Source organism: Kutzneria chonburiensis (assembly GCF_028622115.1).
Lineage (GTDB): Bacteria > Actinomycetota > Actinomycetes > Mycobacteriales > Pseudonocardiaceae > Kutzneria > Kutzneria chonburiensis.
In genome coordinates, this window is the sequence record NZ_CP097263.1 from 4,349,104 (window position 1) to 4,366,449 (window position 17,346).

At 71.5% G+C, this 17,346-nt stretch carries 9 protein-coding genes; 2 read left to right on the forward strand and 7 right to left on the reverse strand.

Translation table 11 applies throughout. The features are described from left to right. Positions 1–57 precede the first annotated feature (57 nt). The 5 genes from M3Q35_RS19360 to eccCa all read right to left on the reverse strand — a co-directional run bounded on the left by M3Q35_RS19360 (position 58) and on the right by eccCa (position 12,964). Positions 58–3,186 (reverse strand): right-handed parallel beta-helix repeat-containing protein, encoded by a 3,129-nt coding sequence (locus M3Q35_RS19360; protein ID WP_273943295.1) that lies wholly within the window; start codon positions 3,184–3,186, stop codon positions 58–60. After that, the gene (locus M3Q35_RS19365; protein WP_273943296.1) at positions 3,183–6,119 is read right to left on the reverse strand and encodes a hypothetical protein; all 2,937 of its coding nucleotides are present in this window, start codon (positions 6,117–6,119) and stop codon (positions 3,183–3,185) included. Before M3Q35_RS19365 ends, M3Q35_RS19360 begins: the two co-directional genes overlap by 4 nt. Position 6,120: 1 nt before the next feature. After that, complete coding sequence (eccB, locus tag M3Q35_RS19370) at positions 6,121–7,461, reverse strand: type VII secretion protein EccB (RefSeq protein ID WP_273943297.1); 1,341 nt, start codon at positions 7,459–7,461, stop codon at positions 6,121–6,123. A gap of 3 nt (positions 7,462–7,464) precedes the next feature. Then, positions 7,465–8,949 carry a type VII secretion integral membrane protein EccD gene (eccD, locus tag M3Q35_RS19375; RefSeq protein WP_273943298.1) on the reverse strand — a complete coding sequence of 495 codons (1,485 nt, stop codon included), beginning with the start codon at positions 8,947–8,949 and terminating at the stop codon, positions 7,465–7,467. Positions 8,950–9,025: 76 nt separating this feature from the next. Beyond that, positions 9,026–12,964, reverse strand: coding sequence for a type VII secretion protein EccCa (gene eccCa / locus M3Q35_RS19380; RefSeq protein ID WP_273943299.1), 3,939 nt, complete (start codon positions 12,962–12,964; stop codon positions 9,026–9,028). A 999-nt stretch (positions 12,965–13,963) separates the two neighbouring features. On the opposite strand from eccCa, the gene M3Q35_RS19385 reads away from it, so the two are divergent. Beyond that, complete coding sequence (locus M3Q35_RS19385; RefSeq protein ID WP_273943300.1) at positions 13,964–14,701, forward strand: class I SAM-dependent methyltransferase; 738 nt, start codon at positions 13,964–13,966, stop codon at positions 14,699–14,701. Between the two features lie 58 nt (positions 14,702–14,759). Here the strand turns inward: M3Q35_RS19385 and M3Q35_RS19390 are convergent, their stop codons facing one another. After that, positions 14,760–15,062, reverse strand: coding sequence for a DUF1540 domain-containing protein (locus M3Q35_RS19390; protein WP_273943301.1), 303 nt, complete (start codon positions 15,060–15,062; stop codon positions 14,760–14,762). Positions 15,063–15,252: 190 nt separating this feature from the next. Between M3Q35_RS19390 and M3Q35_RS19395 the strand changes: the two genes are divergently transcribed. Then, positions 15,253–16,014: a GNAT family N-acetyltransferase gene (locus M3Q35_RS19395; protein ID WP_273943302.1), complete on the forward strand. Its 762-nt coding sequence runs from the start codon at positions 15,253–15,255 to the stop codon at positions 16,012–16,014. A gap of 56 nt (positions 16,015–16,070) precedes the next feature. On the opposite strand, the gene mshC is transcribed toward M3Q35_RS19395, so the two are convergent. Further along, positions 16,071–17,309: a cysteine--1-D-myo-inosityl 2-amino-2-deoxy-alpha-D-glucopyranoside ligase gene (mshC, locus tag M3Q35_RS19400; RefSeq protein ID WP_273943303.1), complete on the reverse strand. Its 1,239-nt coding sequence runs from the start codon at positions 17,307–17,309 to the stop codon at positions 16,071–16,073. Positions 17,310–17,346: the final 37 nt, after the last annotated feature.

The window sequence follows — 17,346 nt, forward strand, 5'->3', positions numbered from 1 at the left end:
CGAACTCGGTGGTGCGCTCGGTCACCACGTGGGGTTGTCTCGGTCGTCCGTGCCGCTTCAGGCCGGCACGGGAACCGCCTTTCGCTCCTCGGTCGACGGCATGGCGCCGTCGAGGTCGGCCGTGGTGACCGTCCTTGAGGTGGCGTTCGCGGCGACTGCCGCCGCGAACCGGTGCGCCTCGCGCACGCCGCCGGCCGTTGCCCCGGCCGACAGCGCCGCCATGACGCCTTCCCCCGCCTGCCAACCGTTCTCGGTCCACCAGCGGAGGACGAGTTCGGCCTTCTCGGCCGGCGAGTAGTCGGTGAAGCGCAGGTGCTCGGCGAAACGGCCGGCCAGCTCCGACCGGCCGCCGAGCAGTGCGCTGATCAGCTGCTGCTGCCCGGACAGCAGCAGCACGGTGTCGGACGCGGCCCCGAGCACCTCGTGCACGGCCGCGACCACACGGTTCTTCTCCTCGTCGGACCGACGCAGGAACGCCGGATCGATGTCGACGAGCAGCGCGCCGCCGGCCGCCGCGTCCAGCGCCGCCCGCACCCGGATCGCGGCCTGGCCGTCGTACCGGCCGGGCACCGCGGACAGCGGAAGTTCCGTGACCACACCGGAAGCCAGCAGCCCCAGCTCGGACAGCGAGCGCGTGAACAGCCGGGCCACCGTGCGGCGGCCGGTGCCCAGCGGGCCGTCCAGCACCAGGTTGGCCAGTCCGCCCAACGGCTGCCGACGCCGGCTCAGCGCCAGCAGACCGGTCAGCCGGGCCAGCAGAGCCTCCTTGACCGCGGCCTGACCGACCAAAGTGGACAGTCGGCGGGCGCTGGCCCCGGGCGGCAGGTTGTCCTCGGGCGTGTCGGTGCCGTCGTCGCCCTCGGCCAGCGGCACATCGCTGATCGCGAAACGGGACAGCTCGTTGTCCGCGCCGCCGGTCATGGCCAGCCGGGAGGCCTGGGTGGAGATCATCGACTCGAACAGCTGGCGCGCGACACGGCCGTTGCCGAAGGTCTTGCCCTTCGGCGTCTTGTCGAAGAACCGGTGCAGCGCGTTGAGCACGTCGTCGTCGAGCTCGTAGTAGTGCTTGGCCGCCATCCCCCGCACGATGGTGACCAGCTCGTCCACCGTGTAGTTGGGGAATTCCACGGTCTTGGTGAAGCGGGAGGCCATACCGGGGTTGGAGGCGAGGAACTGCTCCATCTGGTCGGTGTAGCCGGCCACGATGACCACGATGTCGGACCGGTGGTCCTCCATCAGCTTCATCACCGTGTCCACGGCCTCCTGGCCGAAGTCCGGGCCGGAGCCGCCGGACTGCGAGGTCAGGGTGTAGGCCTCGTCGATGAACAGCACGCCGCCCAGTGCCTTCTCGAACACCTCGGTGGTCTTGATCGCGGTGGCGCCGATGTACTGCGCGACGAGGTCGGCCCGGGCCACCTCGATCATGTGGCCTTCACGGAGGATGCCCAGCTCGGCCAGGACCGAGCCGTACAGGCGGGCGACCGTGGTCTTACCGGTGCCGGGCGGGCCGGCGAAGACCAGGTGCCGGCTCACCGACGGCATCGGCAGACCCAGCTGCTCACGTCGCTGGGCCATCCGGTTCAGGTTGATCAGACCGGTGACCTCGGCCTTCACCGAGTCAAGGCCGACAAGGCTGTGCAGGTCGGCCAGCGGGCCGTCGCCGCGGTGCTGGGCCTCCTCGGCCTGCGGCAGCGGCGGCTGCTCCGGCTTCGCGGCCGGGGCGGCCGGCTGCACGACCGAGGCCGGCGCGGGAGCCACGGGAGCGGGGGCCGGCGGGGCTGCGGCCTCGTTGTCGAAGATCTCGCAGCTGTCCAGTTCGGACACTCCGCTGCCCCGGACATCGATACCGGGCCCCGAATTGTGGTGCACACGGCAGCGGGTGGCCCGCAGCGTGCCGCCGTCGGCGACGACGATGCCGGCCCCGTTGACCTCCGAGACCTCGCTGGCCTCCAGCGTCAGCAGGCAGCCGGAGCCGATCTCGATCGGGCAGCCCTTGGCCGCCGCCGACGTCACGGAAGCGTTGGCATTGCCCGTGAGCAGCAGGCCCGCGCCGGATCCCGTACGCACGCTGAGCTCGTCGACACGGCCGGTGGAGGAGCCCTCCAGCGCGACACCGACGCCGCTGTCCAGCTCGACCAGCGCCCGGCGCAGGTCGATCCGGGAGTCCACGACCCGGACGCCGCCGGTCACCGAAAGCCCGTCGATACGGGGCTTTCCACCGCCGCTGACCAGAACCGAGGACTGCTCGGCCTTGGTCACGGTCAGCATTCGCACGCTCGGGTCGGCGTTGGCGTCGACCAGCAGGCCGATCGGGCTCTCCGTGATGGTGCAGCCCTCGATCACCGGCGACGCGCCGCCGGTCACGTGCACGCCCTGGCGGGCGGCGGCGGTGAACGTGCAGTCCCGCAGCACCGGCTTGGCGCCGTTGGCGATGTGCACGGACTGGCCGCCGGAGCCGGTGAACTCGCACTCGGTCAGCGTCACCGCGCCGGCGCTGGTCAGGTACGCGTCCAGGCTGGCGCTGCCGGTGATGGACACCCGGGTCAGGTCGGCCCGGCCGTCCTGCTCGATCACCACGGCCGGCTTGCCGGCGCCGACGATCCTGGTGTCCTCGACCTGGCCGACGCCGTTCCCGTTGACGCACAGGCCGTTTCCCTTGACCCGGTCGAACACGCAGCCGCGGACCTGCACCCGGCCCTGCTCGGCAACGACCATCGCCGACGAGCCGACCTCGACGATCACGGTCTCCTCGACCGAGCTGTTGCCGACGGAGGTGACCACGATGCCGGCACCGGTCGGGTTCTGCACCCGGCACTGCCGCATCGCCAGCACACCGGTCTGCCGGGCCAGCACCGCCGTCCACGCCGCGCCGCCGACCCGGCAGTTGTCCAAGGCCGCCTCGCCGTGCCGGACGTCCAGCACCGGCAGCTCGGCGTCGTCGCCCGTGATGTCCAGACCGGACAGCTGCACCGCGCCACCCGCGACCACGACGGTGCTGCCGGTGGCCGAGTGCAGCCGGACCGTGCCGGGGCCGTCCTCGGCGTTGATCGTGACGACGCCGGTGATGGCCAGCGACTCCTCGTAGCGGCCGGCGGCGACATTGATCACCGAGCCGTTGGTCGCTCTGGTCAGTGCCTCCGCGATGGTCCGGAACGCGCCCGGGACCTGAAGGACCTGGCGGGTCATGCGCTCGTCCTCTCCAGCGTGGTGGACAGCAGCCCGGGCGGGGCGCTCGCGGTCGGCCGCGCCGTGTCCTTGGCCGGCTGGGCCCACGCCTCGGCCGCCTGGTCGAGGCCGTTGAGGGCCAGGTCGTCGAACATGCTGCGGCCGGTGTTGACCTGGCCGTCCTCGCCGATCTCGGCGGTGGACAGCTCACGCAGCAGCACCACCGGGGTGGGCTCGGTCCGCACGTCCAGCACCTTGAAGTTGGTGCCGGGCAGGAACAACACCTGGTCGGCCACGGACGGGTCGATCAGCTGGGTGCGGCGGGCGGTCATCGACCACACCCGGAACTCCACCTCGCCGGCCGCGGCCGGCCGGCCGTTGATGGTGGCGGTCAGGAAGGCCCATTCGCTGACCAGCAAACGGTTCCGGTACCAGTCCAGTTCGGACGGTCCGGCGGCGGCCCACAGCTGGGTCGCGCCACGGTAGGACGGCAGCCGCTTCAGGCCGGAGCTGACCACCCGGGCCAGCGGCACGTGCGGTCCGGGGGCGGCCGCGCGGATCGCCTCGTCAACGCCGGCGGCATCGCCGGTCAGGTACAGCCGCACGCCGACCAGGTCGGCCAGCACCTCGTCGGCGTCCACACCGACGCGCAGGCCCGGCACCTGGGACAGCATCCGGCCGACCGTGCTGGCGGCCACGTCGTACTGGGAGCTCAGGGTCTTGCGCAGCCAGGCCCGTTCCTCGGTCAGGGCCCGGCCCGGCGGCACCGCGCAGGCGTTGGCCGCCGGCACCGGCTGCACGGCCACCCGCTTGGCCGTGGCGGCCACTGGTTTCGGCGCCTCGGTGGCCACGGGAGTCTCGGCCACGACGACCGGTTCCGGCTGCGGGACCGGCTCGGGCTCCAGGATCTCCTGCGGCGACGGGGTTTGCGGTGCGGCGGGGGCCGGGGCGGCTGCCACCGGGGCCGGCACCGCGATGGCCGCGAAGTCGATGCCGAAGTCCGGCACCGAGGACTCCAGCCGCAGCCCGGACGGCATCGCCGCCGGCGGCGCGTCCACGGCAGCGGTCATGATCGGCTTGGGGGCGGCGTCGGTCGGCGACTCGATCACCGGCCCGGCGACCGCGACCGCCGGCTCGACGACGTCGGGCTCGACCACCGGGGCCTCGACCACCGGAGCCTCGGCGACCAGAACCTGCACACCCGGCGCTGCAACGGTTTCGGGCACAACCACCGGAGCCTCGACGGTCTCGATCACCGGAGCCTCGGTCACCAGGACCTCGGTCACCGGCGCCTCGACCACCGGCTCGTCTTCGACGATGTCCTCGGTGTGCCCGATGACCGCCGACTCCAGCACGATCTCCGTGCCGGTCTCCACCGCGATCGGCTTGGCCGGAACCCGCTTCGCCGCAACGGTTTCCGCCGGCTCGACCTGGGCGGTGAACGGGACGTGCACGGTCGGCGCGTCCAGCTCCTCGCCCTCGACGACGTCGGCGTCCCCGATCAGCTCGACCGACACGATCTGCGTGGCCTCGACCGGGGCGTCCACCGGCGCCGAGGGCAAAGCCGGCAGCGACAGCTGCGGGGCCATCTGCTCAACGCCGGTGTCGGCCGGCAGCTGCACCGTCGAGCCGGCGGTCCAACGGCCGGGCACGCTCTCCACGATCATGCCGCGCGCGGCCGGCAGCGTCGGCACGTGCGACGAGAAGGCCGAGGCCGGCAGCACGCGGAACATACGGCGCATGGCCGGGTCCAGCGTGCCCATCAGGTCGCCGGCCAGCTTCTGCATACGCTCGGACAGGTGCCGCGTGGTCGTGTCGAACACCACGGCGGCGTGGCGGGGGTCGATCGGGGCGGTACGCACGAAGTCGGCGTTGACCGGGGCCACCGGCGGCCGCAGCCACAGTCCACTCTGGACGATCTCGACCACGGCATCGTTGGCGTACCAGTAAACCCCGGGAGAAAGCTCAGTCGCGCCGTCGATCGGGCTGTCGTGGGACAGCAGCTGCGGCGGCAGGATCCGGCCGGCGGCCGCGGCACGCGGCTGGTACCGCAGCTCACGGGCGAACGAGCGCCAGCCCAGCTGCCCGTCCGGGGACACCACGTGCAGCGTGCCGGCGGTGGACGGCATGCCCGCATGGAAGGTCACCGGCGCGCCCAGCTGGTCCGCAAGCGCTTGCCCCACCGAGGAACGCAGCGTCTCGACCGGTCCGTACTGGATGAACCGCAGTCGGTCGCGGCTCTCCGGCGGCACCGAGTGGCAGAACCGGGCGATCTCGCTCATCGGCACCGGGCGGGACTTGGGCGAGCCCAGCACCACGGTCATCAGGTCCAGCCGCGGCACCAGGCCGGAGATCAGCAGCGCCCGCTGGTCGTCGGCCGACTCCAGCGGCCGGATCCACACGCCGGACGGCAGCGGCTCGACCACGCTGACCGGACCCGGCTGCCAGATCTGCTCGGTGCCCGGGTACGTCCACTCCGGAATGGGAAAGCGGCGCGAGTCGTGCTGCGGCGCGCGGCCGCGCTTGAACAGCACCCAGCCGACGCCCTTGAGCGCGGAGCTGAACAGCGCGCCGCCGGGCGCCATCACGACATCACCGTCCGGCACCAGCACCGGCACGTTGAGCCGCTCGGCCAGCCACTGGCCGGTCATCACGGCGGCGTCCCGGGAGTGCTTGCCCAGCACGAGGCGGTACCCGCCGCGACGACGGCCCAGCAGCGCCGCGACGGCGTGCCACAGCTCGATCGGCCCGTCCGGCGGCACGTCCACCACGACCACGGTGTGGTCGGGGTCCTTGGCGATCATGCGGGCGAACGCCAGCGCGCGCTGGTTGAGGTGTCCCTCAAGGTGCAGCAGCATCGCGTGACCCGCGTCGACAGCGACCACCTGTGGCAGTGCCGTGTTCTGGGAAGTGGTGCCCACGGCCCAGGTGCGCAGCCTCGTGCCCAGCATCATGTCACTGCCCTCCTCCGCGATTCGCCGTCAACACGGCCTTGCCCATCACCAGGTCGGGACCGGACGGCATGGCGTCCAGCACCTCCTTGGGCACGCCGACCGGCGCGTTGCCGAGCCCGAGCGGTCCGAAGGCCTGCTGCGCCACCCGGAACTTCTCGCCCTGGTCGGTGATCAGGTAGTAGGTCCGGTTGTTGGCCTGCGACGGCGCCGGCTCGGCCACCGCGAGCATTCCCTTGCCCGGCGGCACGTTCATCAGGGTCCGCCCGGCGTACACCGGCAGCGGCTCGATCACCAGCTCCCCCTTGCCGACCACGTCGCCGCGCGAGTGCTGGAGCACGCACATCGCCTGGTCGGCGATGAAGTTGCGGGCGGAAACCAGGTTCGGCGTGCCCTGCAACAGCGTGTGGTCGGCCGACTCGGGCAGGGTGGCCAGTTCGGCCGTGCTGATCTGCTTGGGCTGCGCGGCGCCCGGCTGGCCGAGCAACAGGGCCAGCGCGGTCGGGTTGACCGGGGCGACGCCGTCCTTGCGCACGACGAAGGTCTGCTGCTCGCCACCCGCGTCGGCCCGCACGAGGTCGCCGACCTTGAGCCCGGCCTGGAAGTTCGTCCCGGCGTCGGGGATCTTCGGCACGTCCAGGGTCGGGCCCTGGTCGAGCTGGTGGATCCACACGGTCGGCACCTTGGTCGGCGGCACGTCGCCGAAGCCCAGCGCGACCAGCGCGGTGTGCGAGGCGATCGGGAAGATGCGGCTGCGCCAGACCGCGTAGTTGACCTGGTCCGGTCCCTGCACCAGGTAGCGGGCGTTGTCGTCGAGCCCGGTGGTCCTGGTGTTCGGGTCGATGTCGATCACCAGGGACGGCGCGGTCGCGCCGGGGGCCGCGCACAGCGACCACTCGGGCCCGACCATGTCCTTGGCCTGCGGCACGGAATCCGGCGCGCCGGGGATGCCGACCGCCGCGCCGTGCGGCACGCCGACCAGCGAGTTGCGGGAGACCGGGGTGAACTGCCCGGTCTGGTTGCTGCCGGCGTAGAACAGCATGGCCGAGGCGGTGTTCAGCGTCGGGTACAGCGCGCCCTCGAGGTAGAGGTACCGGTTGCCGGTCTCCTTCTCCACCACGATCGCGCCGGCCTTCTTGTAGTCGGTGTTGCCGCCCGGCACGATCAGGCCGTACACCGCGAAGCCCAGGCACAGCAGCACGGCGACCAGCACGCCCCACATCAGGCCGAGCGATGACCGGCGCAGCGGCGGCTCGCCGCGGCCGGGGTCGCCGGTGGTCAGGGCGCTGGCCAGGCGGGAGGTGACGAACTGGTAGGCCTGGACGTGATCGCGTCGACTCTGCATGCCTCAGCCCGCCAGCGCCCGGAACCAGTGGTACGCGTCCAGCACGACCAGCAGCAGCGGCACCAGCGCGATCGCGGTCCACAGCTCGGCGATGTCGCCGACCTGGCCCCAGATCGGCAGCAGCCGGGTCTGCGGCAGCCGCCACGCGCCGATCACCAGCGCCACCACGACCAGCAGCACGCCGACGAGCAGGCCGATGCGGCCGGTCGGGGACAGCGAGAAGGCGTAGTTCAGCACCACCGAGGTGATGATCAGGGCGCCGGCCCACACCGTGGATCCGCGCTGCCACACCGACAGCAGCGACTTGGCCCGCAGCAGCGCGGCCAGCCCGAACACCAGCGGCAGCACCCAGCCGATCCAGCCCTCGACCATCCGCACCAGCACCAGGCAGTCCACAATGGACACGATGGATGCGGCCACGATGACCGCGGTCAGGTAGCCGTCGGCGATGGCCGCCTTGGCCGCCACCTGGTTGGCCGGCGCCGGGTCGATGTCGGTCTGCAGCTCCTCGGTGGTGCGCGGCAGGTTCGGCACCCTCAGCCGGGCCAGCCGGGCCGCGATGCGCGCGCCGAACGTGGCGAACAGGAACAGGAAGACGGCGACGATGCTGACCGCGCCGGGCACGTCGGCCGAGGTGCCGGTGAGCAGCACCGAGCCGAGGATGCCGCAGAGGCCGAGCAGCCCGGCCGCGCCGTAGACGGCGATGCCGCCCCTGGTCGCGGCGGCCAGCGCCGCCGCGACCAGCACCACGCAGATGCCCGACAGCAGAACCCCGGACGGCTGTGGGGCAAGCACATCGGCCACGTCCTGCTGGCCGATCAGGCCGGCGGCCGCGGCGAACACGCAGGCGGCGACGCCGCCGACGTAGGAAAGCGGGCGGTCCTGGGTGATCTCGTGGATGGCGACCGCGCCACCGCCGAGGGCCAACGTGATCACGCCGCAGTAGATCGCCAGCAGGCCACCGGGTCCGCCGGCGAACAGCACGGCGACGCCGAGCACGACCACGGTCAGCGTGGCCAGGCCCAGGAAGATCCGCCGGGTCGACTCGGGCCGCCAGCGGTCCGGCCGGGCGGCGATGGCCTCGCCGACGCCGTCGGCCAGGTCGTCGTAGGTCAGCTCGGGCATCGGGGCCACGGCCGCGCGGAGGTAGAGCACGTCGCCGTCGTGCAGGTCGGCCTGCTCCGGCGTGGCGTCCAGGTCAAGCGGGGGCTCGCCCAGCCGCTGCAACACCCAGTCCTTGCCCTCGTCCTGGCCCCGGTTGACGTGCCGGGCCAGCACGGGCAGCAGCAGCCCGAACGTGGCCGCGGCCGGGATGGCCAGGTCGGCCCGGCCGTCCGGGCCGTGCACGGTGATCCGGCACAGGTCCGCGCCGCCGGCGCCACCGGCCAGCGCCACCTGCTCGACCGGGGCGTCCTGGACGGCCACCATGGTCCCGCGCGGCGTGGCCGGGAACGACGCGTCCGCGCCGATCGCGTCCGTGGGCCTCATTCTTGTGCTCCTGTCCAGGATCCGTGCCGGGAGTGAGACGTGCTCAGGTTCTGGGTATGACGCGAGGTGGCGATCATCACGCGGCCCCGCTCTGGAACAGGCGGATGGACCGGCGGGTGACCAGCTGGGCCCGGCCCGGCGGCAGCGTGCGCGGCTTGGCCTCGCCGAGGAACTTGCCCTCTTCCTTGGGGTAGCTCAGCAGCACGCCCGGGTTGCCCAGCTCCCACATGCGGCGCAGCAGCGGGTCCATCATCGCCCGCATCGCGCCGGAGGTGCTGCGCGAGATCACCACGTGCATGCCGATGGTGGCGCCGTGGGCCAGCAGCGGGATCAGCGGCTGCGTCGGCGAGGCCATGCTGCCGCCGCTGACCAGCAGGTCGTAGTCGTCGACCAGGATGAACAGCTTCGGACCCGAGTACCAGTCCCGCTTGGCCAGCTGCTCCGGCGTGATGTCCTTGCCGGGCATGCGTTTGGTCATCGAGACGCCGGCGTTGGCGATCAGGTCGGTCAGCGCGTCGGCGTCGACCGCGTAGCCGATCCGGTACGGCTCGGGCACGTCGTCGTGCAGCTGCCGGCGGGTGTCGCCGAGCAGGATGCGCGCCTCCTGCGGGCTGTAGCGGCCGATCACGTTGCGGATGATCAGCTTGAGCATGTTGGTCTTGCCGACCTCGGTGTCGCCGAACACCGACAGGTGCGGCGTCTGCTCGAGGTCGTGCCACACCGGCGCGAGCCGCTGCTCGTCGATGCCGATGCAGAACCGGCTGCCCTCGGGGGCCGGCAGGTCGCCCATCGGCAGGCGGGTCGGCAGCATCCGCACCTCGGGCGCGCGCTGCCCGCCCCAGAACGTCGCGATCTCCTCGCACGCCGCCTTGGTCGCCGTGGTCAGGTCGTCGGTGGCCGAGGAGCTGTCGATCCGGGGCAGGCCGGCCAGGAAGTGGAACTTGGTGTGGGTCAGGCCGCGGCCGGGCTGCTCCGGCACCCGGGCCGCCACGCGGGCCCCCAGCTCGGACTCGACCGGGTCGCCCAGCCGCAGCTCCAGCTTGGTGCCCAACGGATCCCGGGTCGCCGGGCGGATCTCCGACCAGCGGTTGGACGCGATCACCACGTGCACGCCGAAGGCCAGGCCGCGGGAGGCCAGCTCGTTGACCCGCGGCTCCAGGTCGGGGAAGTCGTTGCGCAGCGTGCTCCAGCCGTCGACGATCAGGAACACGTCGCCGTTGGGGTCCTGGATGCGGCCGGTGGTGCGGCCCTGCCGGTAGGCGACCATGGAGTCGATGCCGGCCTGCGCGAACACCTGCTCGCGGCGTTCCAGCACCTGCGAGATCTCCTCGATGGTCCGCAGCACCCGGTCGCGCTCGAGGCGGGTGGCCACCGAGCCGACGTGCGGCAGGCCGGCCGTGGAGACCAGGCCGCCGCCGGCCAGGTCGAGACAGTAGAACTGGATCTCGTCCGGCGTGTGGGTCAGCGCCAGCGACAGGATCAGCGTGCGCAGCAGGGTGGACTTGCCGGACTGCGGCGCGCCGACCAGGCCGACGTGGCCGTTGGCCCCGGACAGGTCGGCCACCAGCAGCTCGCGGATCTGCTCGTACGGGCGGTCGACGATGCCCAGCGGCACACGCAGCGAGCGGGTGGCCGGGTGGTCCAGCGCGGTCATGCCGCGGACCGGGTCCGGCACGATGCCGGGCAGCAGCTCGTCGAGGCTGGGCGAGGCGGCCAGCGGCGGCAGCCACACCTGGCGGGCCGGCGGGCCCTGGTCGACCAGCCGGTCGATCAGGACCTCCATCAGGCTGTCCTCGTCGTCGTTGGCCGACTCGAGCCGCTCCTCGCGCACCTGCTCCGGCTCGTCGTCCTCGGGACGGCGGATGCGGCCGGGCAGCAGCGCGAACGGGGCGACCTCGCCGACGGCCCGGTTCTGCGCGGCGGCGGACTCGCCGGGGCCGTCCGGGCACGGCCCGGAGACGTAGGCCGCCTTGAACCGCACCAGGTTGGTCGTGTCGATCTTGAGGAAGCCGTGGCCGGGGGCCGAGGGCAGCTCGTACGCGCTGGGCACGCCGATGACGCTGCGGGACTCCATGGCCGAGAAGGTGCGCAGCGCGATCCGGTAGGACAGGTGGCCCTCGACCCGGTGGATGCGGCCCTCGTCCAGACGCTGCGAAGCCAGCAGCAGGTGCACGCCCAGCGACCGGCCCAACCGGCCGATCTGGACGAAAAGGTCCATGAACTCCGGCTTGGACGACAGCAGCTCGGAGAACTCGTCGACCACCACGAACAGCACCGGGAACGGGGCCAGCTGCGCGCCGCCGGCGCGGGCCTTCTCGTAGTCGTACAGCGAGGAGTAGCCGTGCTGGCGCAGGAACTCCTGGCGGCGGTTCATCTCGCCGCTGATCGAGTCCTGCATGCGGTCGACCAGCGGCAGCTCGTCCTGGAGGTTGGTGATCACGGCGCTGGTGTGCGGCAGCTTGTCCATGCCCATGAACGTGGCGCCGCCCTTGAAGTCGACCAGCACCATGTTCAGCACCTCGGACGAGTGCGTCGAGGCCAGGCCGATCACCAGCGTGCGCAGGAACTCCGACTTGCCCGAGCCGGTGGCGCCGATGAGCACGCCGTGCGGGCCCATGCCGCCCTGCGCCGACTCCTTGATGTCCAGCTCGACGACCTCGCCGCTCTCGGTGACGCCGACCGGCACGGTCAGCCGCGCCTTCTGGTTGCGCCGCGGCCGCCACTGGTTCTGCACGTCGAAGTTGCGGGCGTCGCGGATGCCCAGCAGCGCCGTCAGGTCGAAGTTGCTCTCCAGCGGCTGCTCGATCAGGTCCACGGTGCCGCTGGTGCGCATCGGGGCCAGCTGCCGGGCCACGTTCTCGGCGGCGGTGACGCTGACCGTGTCGACCACGGCCTTGCCGGTGTTCTCGCCGGCCGGGAACTCCACCTCGGCGCCGGACACGGTCAGCCGCAGCACGTCCGGGCCGCCGTGCATGGCGCCGGTGACGTCCAGCAGCACCACGTTGCGCAGGCCGGTGTCCAGCAGCCGGGAGTGCTCGGGGATCTGCACCCGGTGCGCCACCACGACGTGGAACGGCTCGTTCGGGCCGGGCGGCACGGTGCGGTCGAAGTCGGGGCGGTCGGTGACGGCCGCGCCGAGCAGGTCCATCAGCGTGTCGTGGTCGTCGGAGACCAGCCGCAGCGGGCCGGCGCCGTCACGCATGGCGGCGTGCGTGACGTGCGGCAGCCACTTGCACCAGTCCCACTCGGCGCTGCCCGGCTCGTCGGTCAGGATGGCGATCTTCAGGTCGTCCGGCGAGTGCAGCACGGCCAGTTGCAGCAGCATGGCGCGGACCAGGGCCAGCACCGGGCCGGCCTCGCCGGCGAACTCGACGCTGGTGAAGCTGCGCAGGCCGACCGCGATGGGCAGGTCGCCGACGGTGCGGAAGGCGCGGATGAAGCGACGCAGCGCGATCGCCGTCAGCGGTTCGAGGTCCTCGATCGGGCGAGTGCGCGGCGGGATGAACTCCAGCGCGGCACGCTGCGCGCCAAGGCCGATGCGGACCCGGCCGAAGTCCTCGTGGCTGGCCCGGCGCTCCCACAGCCGCGGACCCGAGACCAGCGACCAAAGCGAGGAAGGCTCGGGATTGTCCCAACGGGAGGCGGCGCGCTGCTCATCGGCCGCGGCGCGGGCCTGGCCGCGCAGCTGGGCCAGGTAACGCAGGTAGTCGCGGCGCTCGGCGCGCATCTTGCGCTTGCGCTCCATGCCCTGGCGCCCGATCTGGGTGACGCTCATGGACACCATGGAGACGCCCATCATGCCGGACATCATGTAGACGGTCGGCGAGCTGCCGGCGATGGAGAACATCATGACCATCGCGGCGCTGCCGAGACCCATCGGCAGGTAGACCATGGCCGAGCTGAAGTCGAGACCGGCGGGCTCGCCGAGCACGGGCGGCTCGGCCAGCTCCACCTCCCCGGTCGGCAGGGCCGGGCCGGCGACGCGCTGCGATCGTTTGACGATCACGATGCTCATCAGTCTGACTCCATGGTCGCGGCGGCACGCTCATCAAAGGCTATGTGAGGCGATGAGTCGCTGTTGTACTACAGGGGATCAATGGCAAGCGATGAGTGCCCTAAGGTCCCTCACCAGGCTTGTCCAGCGGTGGCCCCACCGGTTCAAACTTCCCAGGTCGGGATGCATGAGCCGACGGACGTGAAAAAGCTACAGGAACGTTATTCGACGTTTGCACCAGGCCATGCGGGAACTACATCACAACAATGTCGTACCGTTTGTCTTGCGTCGAGGTTCCGTTCCGCTTCCCGGCACACGCTTCACACGGACGAGCGACAAAACCGGTTCGGGCCTGTGACCTGCTTCACACTCGGCCGGGTGGCGGGCATGTGCGCTGGTCACCGGCGCGCGGTAACCAACGTGCTGTCACGGCCGGCCTCCTCGACTGCCTGAGCAGGTCCATAGTGGACGGAAGCCGGATGGCGCGCCAGTCCCTCGACGCCCACGCGAACGTCCTATGGGACACCGCCCCGGCGGCGCGACGGCACCTGACCGAACGTGCCCCTGAGCACGAGCGACGCTGCACGATCATTCACCCGCTCGGTGGGAGCGCTCTCTCCACCCCACCGATCCACCTCCCATCGATCTCCACCCTGCCCTGTCCAGATCCACAGCCAATCAATGCCGTCTCCACACCTTCTCCACGGATACTTTCAGGGACAACAGATCCCGAGGTGGGAAGCCTTTTTTCGGATCCGTCACGACTGCTTGACCCGACCTTCGTAGGGTGTCGGAAGTGAGCCGGGACACCCGTCCACATCTGTCGTCTCCAGGACGTGGAGAGCGGTCGACCCGCTACGGGCACCCCGGCCGAGCCACGGCCGCCGACGCCCCGTACATTCGCCGGTTGTCTTGCGCCGCCCCGGAAGTCGATCGTGTCGAATCACCGGAAGGGGTGACACCGGTTCCGCGCTCGCCTCTGCCCGTTCGGGAGGCGCCCCGGCCGCTACCGTCGGGGCCATGGCGGAATCCGACGAACAGTACGACGCGCTCGGCCAGACCTACGAGCGGGCCAAGCACATCCCCACCGGCCGCGCCGAGCAGGCCACCTTCCTGTCGGCGCTGCCCGACCTGGCCGGCCGGTCCGTGCTGGACGTGGCCTGTGGAACGGGTTTCTATCCCCGCAGGTTCGTCGACCTCGGGGCCGCGAGGGTGGTCGGCGTCGACTCCGCGGCCGAGATGCTGGCGTACGCGAACCACGTGGAGCGCAAGGAGCCGCGCGGTATCGAATACCACCAGGCCGACGCCGCCGCGCTGCCCGACCTGGGGCGGTTCGACGTCGTGACGGCGGTGTGGCTGCTGGGCTACGCCGACAACCCCGACAGCCTCGACCAGATGGCGGCCAACCTCGCGGCGCACCTGGTGCCGGGCGGCACGCTCGTGGTGCTGGTCCCCAATCCCGACGCCGACTTCGACATCCTCGCCGGCCCCTACGGCCGCTACGGCTACGACGTGATCAGGACCGGCGAGGCGACCTTCCGGCAGCCGGTCTCGGTCCGGGTGCTGGACGACCCGGCCTTCGCCTTCGACTCCTTCTTCTGGCCGCCGGGCGCGTTCGAGACGGCCCTGTCGCGGGCCGGCCTGGTCGACGTGCGCCGCGCGCCCACCGTCATCCCCGACGACGACCTCGGCGAGGAGTTCTGGGCCGACCTCCGCCGCAGCCCGAGCTTCGCGGTGTTCACCGCCCGTTCGAACTAGGCCAGTCGAAATAATCGAATTCGCGGCCGGGGAACAGCGTTCCCCGGCCGCGATTCGGCTAGCCCCTGGTGTACGTCATGCAGTTGCTGGCGTGCCCGCCCTCCCCCGGCGCGACCCGCACGCCGCCGGCCGCCGTGCACTCCAGGTCCTGGTTGTGCAGGCAATCACTGCGGGAGCAGGCCCCGACCTGGGCCATCACCCTTGGCAGGCCGCCCTTGCGGGCCAGCGGGATGAACGTCGCGCAGTCGGCGCTGCCGTTCTCGCCGCTCACCGTGATCGCGAACGCGTGGCACCCGTCGTGGTTGTAGGAACAGCCGGTCACCGTGCACTCGCTGACGACCGGCATTTCCGTGGTGGTCATGAGCTCTCCTCATGGCGTCGTGTTCGGCCGATCCGACGCTGCCAGCGAACCCCCATGATCGCAACGTGAAATCAATAAGGTAAGGCTCAGCTGAACGTCCACAAGAAACGCTCGTATTCGGCAGTCCGGCGGGGATTTTCGGTCAGCGCCGGACGTGCGGACCACGGTCGCGCGGGTAGCGTACCGAGACATGGGCCAGCAGATCGATGTCGACGCCGCCGTGAACGCCTTCTACGACACGCTTCGCCGGTTCACCGAGTTGTGCCCCGGCATGCTGACGCGGGAAGGCGCGGCCGGCACGAGGCTGCTGTACACCGGTCTGCCGGTGTCCACATTGAACTGTGTGGCCGTCGCACCCGACCCCGATCTGGCCGAGGTCGACGCGTTCGCCAAGGAAATAGCGGCAATGGGCGTGCCGTGGAGCATTCAGACCCGCGGTGAGCCCGAGGCCGGCGTGCGCGACATCGCCGCCCGGCACGGCCGTACCAACGTCAGCACGCTCCCCCTGCTGGCCGCCGACATCTCGCAGCCGCCGCTGACCGCCGTCCCGGCCGGCGCCACCGTCCGCGGGATCACCGGCCAGGACGGCGCCGTGTACGCCGCCGTGCTGGCCGAGGGGTTCGAGATGCCGCAGGAGATGGCGGACGTCTTCACCGAGCCCGCGCTGCTCGACGCCCCCGGCTGCACCGCCTTCGTGCTCGAGGTGGACGGCGAGGCCGTCGCCGCCGGCTTCAACGTGGTCATCGGCGAGTACGTGGCGCTGTACAACGGCACCGTGCCGGCCCGCCACCGCCGGCACGGCTACTACCGCGCCCTGGTCGCCGCCCGCCTCCGGCACGCCGTCGCCGCCGGCGCGCGCTACGGGATCACCCAGAACAGCACCATGTCCCGGCCGCTCTACGAATCCCTAGGCTTCGCCCTCTCCGAGGACTGGCGCTACCTCAGCGGCTGACACCACATGCGCTTCCTATGTGGCATCTGATGCCACATAGGAAGCGCATGTGGCACTCAGAGCTCGATGCCCAGCAGGGCGTCGACGGCGGTGCGGATCAGCGCCGGCGCTTGCTCGTCCGAGCCGCCGTGGGTCAGCGCCTGCTCGGCCCAGGCGTCAAGCGCGGCAAGGGCTTTCGGCGTGTCCAGGTCGTCGGACAGGTGGTCACGCAGCCGGGCGACGGTGTCGGTGGCGTCCTGCGCCGACGACAGCGCAACGGCCTCCCGCCAGCGGGCCAGGCGGGCCTTGGCCTCGGTCAGCAGGCCGTCGGTCCAGGCCCGGTCCTGACGGTAGTGCCCGGCGAACAGGGCCAGCCGGATCGCGCCCGGGTCGATGTTGTCGGCCCGCAGCCGGGACACGAACACCAGGTTGCCGCGGGACTTGGACATCTTCTCGCCGTCCAGCCCGATCATGCCGGCGTGCGCGTAGTGCCGGGCGAACGGGTGCCGGCCGGTCAGCGCCTCGGCGTGCGCCGCGCTGAACTCGTGGTGCGGGAAGACCAGGTCGGAGCCGCCGCCCTGGACGTCGAAGCCGTCGCCCAGCCGGTTCAGGGCGATCGCGCTGCACTCGATGTGCCAGCCCGGACGGCCCGCGCCCAGCTCCGACTCCCACGACGGCTCGCCCGGCCGGGCCATCCGCCACAGCAGCGCGTCCAGCGGGTCCCGCTTGCCGACCCGGTCCGGGTCGCCGCCGCGCTCGGCGAAGAACTCGGTCATGGTCGGGATGTCGTAGTTGGACTCGTAGCCGAAGTGGCCGGAGGCGTTGCGGTCGAAGTAGACGTCCGGGAACTCCGGGTCGTCGGCCCGGTAGGCCGCGCCGCTGGCCAGCAGCTTGGCGATGGACTCGACGATCTCCGGGATGGCCTCCACCGCGCCGACGAACTCACGCGGCGGCAGCACCCGCAGCGCCACCATGTCCTCGCGGAACAGCGCCGTCTCCCGCATGCCCAGCACGACCCAGTCGTCCTGGTCGCGCTCGGCCCGCTCCAGCAGCGGGTCGTCGATGTCGGTCACGTTCTGCACGTAGTGGACCTGGTGCCCGTTGTCCAGCCACTGCCGCTGCACCAGGTCGAAGGCCAGGTACGTGGCGGCGTGGCCGAGGTGGGTCGCGTCGTACGGGGTGATCCCGCAGACGTAGATGGTCGCCGTCTCGCCGGGGGCGGTCGGCCGGACCTGCGCGGTCGAGGTGTCGAACAGCCGCAGGGGTCGGGGCGTGCCGGGGACCCGGGGTACCGGGACTGAGGACCAGGTCTGCATGACACCGACACTAACTTGGGGGCCGACGTGGGACAGC